We start from the raw sequence: 6,682 nt of genomic DNA, 5'->3' as shown, positions 1-6,682 counted from the left end.
TGCTAATAGCATTTCGACTCCTTTCATAACTTGGCGGTTTAAAAAAGAGAGAAATCTATCAAGCACCATCTTTTTATTCAATATTTTTTCAAGTAATTATAATTTTCTTATCCATAACTGGCGTTATATTAATAACATGACGGTTTTAAATGGGTATATGGCCGTAGTGGGGTGTGCCGCTGTGGCAGCTGCTTTTATTGTTTTACTAAATGCGGCAACTTTTGGCATACCGGGTTTGATAGCAATAACTGGGTTAGGCATTACTTCTGTGCTTGCTAGAGTTGGATACTTTGCTATTAGTAAATATATAAACGAGGAAAAAAACCCTGAGCCAGACAATTCAGCAGATTGTTTTGGTCTTTCACTGTAGTTACTTAGTCTTAAGTTTATACCAAGCAAGTATTTACGCCCAATAAGTAAGTCGGTCTTCAAAATCTAAATTTGGACAAATCGGGAGTTTTTCTTGGGAGTGGCAATCTGCTTTACTTTGCCAGCCAAAATACATTATGCTGGATTAAAAGTCGCTGACATAATAATGGTGTATGCTGCAACAAGTGATGAAAATATGCTTTAGTAAATTGCTGTGAACACACAGGACAGTTGCAATCAGGGTCAATTGTTTCAAATTGCTTTTCGGTGCTGCAATCGGTTAAATCAATATCACCTCTTTGACTATAAACTCTTCCATGTAACGCCGCGTTTGCGGGTTCATCGGACTCTATAAATTCAACGTCTTTACTTCGTATGTAGTGGAGCAATTCTGCATTAATAGTACCCATTACATAACGTGGCAAATGGGACCATTGCTCCAATTGGATTAATGTTGATTCATTGATGTCGTTAAAATACACGCCATGGGTTCGTCCAATCTCTTCAGATTGACAATCCTCTACATGAATAAATGGAATAATGGCATCAGGCCATTTTTCCCAAATTAAAGCACAATTTCGAAGAATATTTTTGGGTAAAATGATCCCATCTGGTTTTAAATGTTGGACTAATTCAATGAGCTCAAAAGAGGTTAATTTGATTTTAGAACCATCATAAGGTGACTTAAGAGTATATGTTCCTTCTCTATTGGCTACCAAAGACGTTGCATTTAATATAAGAGTGCCGGACCAACCCAAATAATGAGGTAAATTAGTTATTTTTCTCAGTACTTCTTGTCCTGGTTTATGCAACAAAAACTCTAAAGAATAAGATAGCGCAGTCGCTTTTGCTTCGTGCCAATTCTCTGCAGTGAGACATAAACCCGCTTGTGATGTCACAACCGGTATAAAATTTTTCTTGACAACTAACATTCGCATCTCCCTTAAAGCAATAAACTCGTATCCCCATAACTAAAAAATCGATAACCTTTCTCAATTGCTTCCTGATAAAGCATCATCGCTTCTTTATAACCAATAAAAGCCGAAACCAGCATCAATAAAGTAGATTCTGGCAGATGAAAATTTGTCATTAAACCATCACAAATCTTAAATTCATATCCTGGGTAAATAAATATATCCGTGTCCTGACTACATGGCATTAATAAACCATCTCGCGCTGCACTCTCAAGACTACGAAGTGCAGTAGTACCTACCGCAATGACTCGATGTCCTGAAGCTTTAGTCGCTTGTACGGCAGCACATAATTCAGCGCTGAGACTAAAATGTTCACGATGCATCTTATGATCTTTAATCTGATCACAACGAACTGGAGTAAATGTTCCCGCACCAACATGCAGCGTGATATAAGCTACCTTAATACCTCTTGAATTCAAACTGGATAAAACGTCTTCGTCAAAATGTAAGCCTGCTGTTGGTGCAGCTACAGATCCTTCATGTTTTGCATAAATGGTTTGATAACGATCTTCATCCAATATTTCATCGCTTCTATTGATATAGGGTGGCAATGGCATGTGCCCTACCTCATGTACTAATTCCAAAACCTTAATACTGGATTTACAAACAAAAAAATCATCCTGCCGATCCAACACTTCAAGCTGTCTATCTTGATCTAAATAAATAAGTGCACCTGACTTTAAGGCTTTACTTGCCTTAATGTGAGAAAGAAAAGTAAATTCATCGATAATACGCTCAATCAGCAATTCAACTTTGCCGCCAGTTCCCTTATGCCCGTAAAGACGTGCGGGGATTACTTTGGAATCATTCATAACGAGCAAATCACCAGGTTTTAGAAAATCACCAATATTTTTAAATTGATGATGGCCAAATTCTTTTACCTTACGATCATAAGTTAAGAGGCGTGAATTACTGCGCTTGGCTAGTGGATATTGTGCTATTAACTCTGGGGGTAAATTAAAGTAGAAATCCTGTTTATTCATAGTGCAACCTGAAAATAAATTGGTGGCATTATACACTAAATGAGGATATGAGTGTAATCAATAGTCTAATGCCTCATTAATTGCAGCCCGTTTTCCCGTGAGTGCGAGCAGAAAACAAATAAACAAAAATAAAACTTGCTCCTGAAAATCACGGCGACATTGAAAGGCATGAACCCCCAGTCGAAGCAAATCAATTCTTCTCAATTGCGACCAACTTTGCACAAAACTATTCTGTCCCATGCCACAAAGCTGTATTAGCAAACAAACCTGTGTAAGCCAACAACCATTTGTAATTCGTTTAAAACGACGTAAATAAGCCTTCACTCCTGAATTAACACCCACCTGATTGTTGTCATGCTGCCTATAAAGCATTGATGGCTCTGGATCAATGAACCATTGGTAGCCATTAGCTCGAGCAAATGCATAACAGAACCAATCGTGCGCGTTCACTTCTTGCAACACATCCCAAATTTCAAGCATACGAGCCTTTATAACACTCATTAACTTGTAGCTCATGACATAAGTGCAGCCTGGTCCAGCACATTCAAAAATAAAATCCCAACGTTTTTGTGGTTGCGATTTATTAATCAGCCTCTGCCTTCCATCAGCCCAATAAGCGGTCACATTACTTGAGTACGCGTCGTACTTGGAAGTATTGAGAAGAGTTGTGGCCTTACTCAGCTTATTTGAGTACCAGTGGTCGTCTTGATCTGCGAAGGCGATATAATCAAATTTTGAAAAATCAACATCACGAATTAGACGGAAAAAATTTCTTGCAGCACAGCCAAATTTCTCGCCATGGGGTAAAACAATTACTCTAGGATCCCGTTTTGATAATTCATCAAGCCAAATTTCGCTGCCATCTGAAGAAACATCGACACTGAGAAAAATAGTGATGCAAACATCCGTTTGGTTAAGAATGGTTTGAATCTGTTCGTCCATGTATTGCATACCATTATACACAGCCAGCAATACAGCACATTGAGGCAGAGTTCGATTAGCAAAACTCAAAATAGGTTCTCCCAAATTATTTCATAGCTACCTTCAAGTAGCATGGGATGTCGTAATTGCCCTTCTTAAAAGATGGGAACAAAACCATAAAAAACACATCAATACTATAAACATCAAATTTAGTAAAATGTAAAATTGTGGAGCAAACCCCATAAACAAAACACTATAAGATATTTTTATAAAAATTAAAAAAGTAAAGATGTTAGGGTATTTTTTGAATAAAGCAAAGGCTAAAATAAAGCTTAATAATAAAAAAGCAAATGCCCAAATAACCATAAACAGACCGCCATAAAGTAAAAAGGGATAAAATTCTGTTCCCACATTGAATCTTGGAACTAATATAGGTGCATAAGGATAAACATCAAAACTTTCCCGATTAAAAGGAGAAAATTGACTTAACAAAAAATCCTGATTAATAAAACCTTGAGATGCAACGGTTATAAAATTGAAAATAGGTGTTGTTATATACAAAATAATTTGCTGCATTAGGGAAGGAAGACTTGTAAACAAATCAGTAAGAGGATAAGTATTATAATGCAGCATTGTACCTGATGAGGGTACTATAAAGGAGGAACCACTTCGATAGTGTCCTATTATTGCAAAACTAAGAACACAAATAATAGGTATAACACAAAATGAAAACTTACTTACAAGTTTTCTTTTAACTATTTCTGATGACTGGTGAACTAGAGTTAAGCAAAAAAACAATGAATAACAGGACGTAAAAAACCGATTCCTGTCAATTATTAAGATAGGAAAAATAATTGCATAAGTTATAAAAAAAAATTTCATGAAAGGAGATCGAAGTAAAATAAATGCTACAGGAATAAAAATCCAACAGAGAATAGTTATATGACGCACATACCTGCCAATACCATTAATTTCTGCATAAGTAGCCGGATTAAGTAGCTTAAAACCATTAACATAAATATCGATCGGCCCACAAATAGCTATAATCAAGCACAATAACAACACAACAAAACGGTAAGGAGTGGAGAATATTTGCTGATAGTAATCATGCACACGGATGTTTAAAGGAGTAATTAATTTAATGAGTATTACAGGCAGAGTGACCATAGCAAAAAAAAAGAAAAAACTAAAATAATAGTTATCGGGAATATTAAAAAAAGCGAGCAACAATAAAAGTGCAATGTAAATTGGCATCAAAAAATAAAAAGAAATGGAATTAAACAAAAAATTCAATTTTGTAACTCACTTGTAACTTGAAAGAATAAGCTGATACACATAATAAAAAAACAACGGACGTACTTTTTTTGTAAAAAATATATTTTTGCTCTACTTCGATATTTTACTTGAAGTAAATACTTAACCAGTATTCCTTTATTAATATATCGCTCAACAATATTTAGAAAAAATTTAATGTTCTCAATACGTTGCATTACATTTTTTGTTTTAGAAGTATTTGTGGAATGTATCCTATAAGAACAAACACTATCGTTTATAAAAATAATGGAATTAGGAATCTCAAGTAAAGATAAAAATAAATCATAATCATCAATAGCACAGGTTTCATCATAACGCATAGTATTATAATGGCTTTTTTTAATTAAATGAGTTGGCCCTGCCACACACCAGTGCTGTATCAGTTCCTTAACTAAAAGATCTGGTTCTTTTAGTCGTTTAATAGTTCCTCTATGAAAAGCAATAGAACTCTGATGAATTATACGCCCCTCTTTATTGATCACATTGCCATCAGCAAGAGCACAAAGAAGATTAGGGTACACTTTAAATTGTTTATAAAGCTTCTGTGTACTGCCAGGAGTAATAATATCATCAGAGGCACAAAGTCTTAAATACTCCCCTTTAGCCATCTCAATCATTTGATTTAAAACGGCAGGCAATCCTTTATTTTTTTGCAAAAGATAAACTACTTTTAAATGTTCTTTGTTCGCTTCAGTCCATTTTTTAATAATAGATGGTGAATCATCAGAGGAACCATCATCCACGAGAATTACTTCAGCTGGTACAGTTAAGTACTCACTATCTAATCGAATGCACTCAAGAAGCATGGGTAAATAATTCTCATGATTGTAACTAGGTATTAAATAACTTATCATTGCGTCCATGAGATACTCTCTCCTCAAGATTTCTAAAAATAAGAAAATACATCGTTATCCAATAAGCAAAATAATTGATTGCGTAAGCCCAGGATACTGCTTCAAATCCCCAAGTATTAGTTAATAAAACAACAGTAAAATAAAAGCTAACGGAAAATAGAATTTCTGTCAAAATAAAAAATTTAATCATGGCCTTACCCAACATGAGAAAAGCTAGGATCCAGCTCCCAATTTTGAGAATATCTCCTAAGACCTGCCCTAAAAAAAGTTCTCTAACAGGGTAAAATTCAGCACTGAATAATATACTAATAATATAATCACGCAATAAATACATCAATACGGCACAGACTATGGATAGAGGCAAAATGATCTTATAAACCTGGATAACTTCTTTTCTCAGGTCAAGGGAATCTCTTAATTCAGAGAGACGTGGCAAGTAGTATACACTGAGTGTCGTTGTGACTAACATGAGATATGCTGCACTTAATCTCCACATAGCTTCCCAATAACCCGCTGCTTGCCAACCAAAAGCTTCACCTAAATAAGTACGAACAAAGATATGGCTGATAGGGACACAGGTGGCCGTCGATAATGCCATTAAAGTATACTTGGCCAGATTTTTACCAATACTCATGTCGAAATTACCAATTAGATAAGAAAATTTAAACCAATTTGCACGGCAACAGATGAAAAAAGTGGTAAAAAAAGCAAGTGACTGAAATGTAGCGAGTGCAATTAATGCGCCATATAAGCCATATTGTACTGCCAAAATTGCTGTGATAGAAAGAGCAAATAAACTACCAGCAATATTAGCATTCACATAACGAACAATTTCTTTTTTACCATTCAGAATAGCAAGTAACAAAGCATTAAATACAAATAGCATCAATGTGGCTGCAAACCAAAGAAAAACCCCTGTATAAGATTCATCTTTTAAAAACCATACGGCCATGTTTTTACTAAAAAAAGCAATTATAAGTGAACTCAATAAAGAGCCGGTAAATGCGACCGTGCCAGCAGTACGCCAAACTGAGCGTTGGCGTTGTTCATCATCATAATATTCAGCCGTATATTTTGTAACCCCTGTATTAATTGCACCACTGGCAAAGGTTGTAATCATAGTCACTGCATTCTGGAATTGTCCTAAGGCAGCATAACCTACAGGTCCCACATAAATTGCAAGTATTTTATTAATGCCTAATAAAGTCAATATCTTAACTAAAACTGCAATCCCATTAAGCAAACTAGTTTTGATGAATGTCATAGG

The 6,682-nt window shown here is 35.3% G+C and carries 7 protein-coding genes; 1 reads left to right on the top strand and 6 read right to left on the bottom strand.

From position 1 onward, the window contains the following. On the top strand, nucleotides 1–370 hold a 370-nt coding region (locus tag WA877_RS11540), incomplete at its 5' end, for a hypothetical protein (protein ID WP_425171063.1). 112 nt (nucleotides 371–482) lie between these two features. Here the strand turns inward: WA877_RS11540 and WA877_RS11535 are convergent. Genes WA877_RS11535 through WA877_RS11510 form a run of 6 tightly spaced genes read right to left on the bottom strand, consistent with a single transcriptional unit; the run spans nucleotide 483 to nucleotide 6,679 of the window. Continuing rightward, nucleotides 483–1,301, bottom strand: coding sequence for a tRNA-guanine transglycosylase (locus WA877_RS11535; RefSeq protein ID WP_425171062.1), 819 nt, complete (start codon nucleotides 1,299–1,301; stop codon nucleotides 483–485). A gap of 11 nt (nucleotides 1,302–1,312) precedes the next feature. After that, entirely contained in the window at nucleotides 1,313–2,326 is a 1,014-nt protein-coding gene (gene queA, locus WA877_RS11530) for a tRNA preQ1(34) S-adenosylmethionine ribosyltransferase-isomerase QueA (RefSeq protein ID WP_425171061.1), read from the bottom strand. Nucleotides 2,327–2,383: 57 nt separating this feature from the next. Continuing rightward, nucleotides 2,384–3,337 carry a glycosyltransferase gene (locus tag WA877_RS11525; protein ID WP_425171060.1) on the bottom strand — a complete coding sequence of 318 codons (954 nt, stop codon included), beginning with the start codon at nucleotides 3,335–3,337 and terminating at the stop codon, nucleotides 2,384–2,386. A gap of 33 nt (nucleotides 3,338–3,370) precedes the next feature. Further along, entirely contained in the window at nucleotides 3,371–4,540 is a 1,170-nt protein-coding gene (locus tag WA877_RS11520) for a hypothetical protein (protein ID WP_425171059.1), read from the bottom strand. Continuing rightward, the gene (locus WA877_RS11515) at nucleotides 4,537–5,424 is read right to left on the bottom strand and encodes a glycosyltransferase family 2 protein (protein WP_425171058.1); all 888 of its coding nucleotides are present in this window, start codon (nucleotides 5,422–5,424) and stop codon (nucleotides 4,537–4,539) included. The genes WA877_RS11520 and WA877_RS11515 overlap by 4 nt, the downstream gene beginning before the upstream one ends. Next, nucleotides 5,393–6,679, bottom strand: coding sequence for an O-antigen translocase (locus tag WA877_RS11510; protein ID WP_425171057.1), 1,287 nt, complete (start codon nucleotides 6,677–6,679; stop codon nucleotides 5,393–5,395). The genes WA877_RS11515 and WA877_RS11510 overlap by 32 nt, the downstream gene beginning before the upstream one ends. Between the last annotated feature and the right edge of the window lie 3 nt (nucleotides 6,680–6,682).

The sequence above is a fragment of the Legionella sp. genome (genome assembly GCF_049790535.1).
GTDB lineage: Bacteria > Pseudomonadota > Gammaproteobacteria > Legionellales > Legionellaceae > Legionella.
Note: the sequence above shows the minus strand (reverse complement) of the source record. Positions and strands in the feature narration are given on the sequence as shown.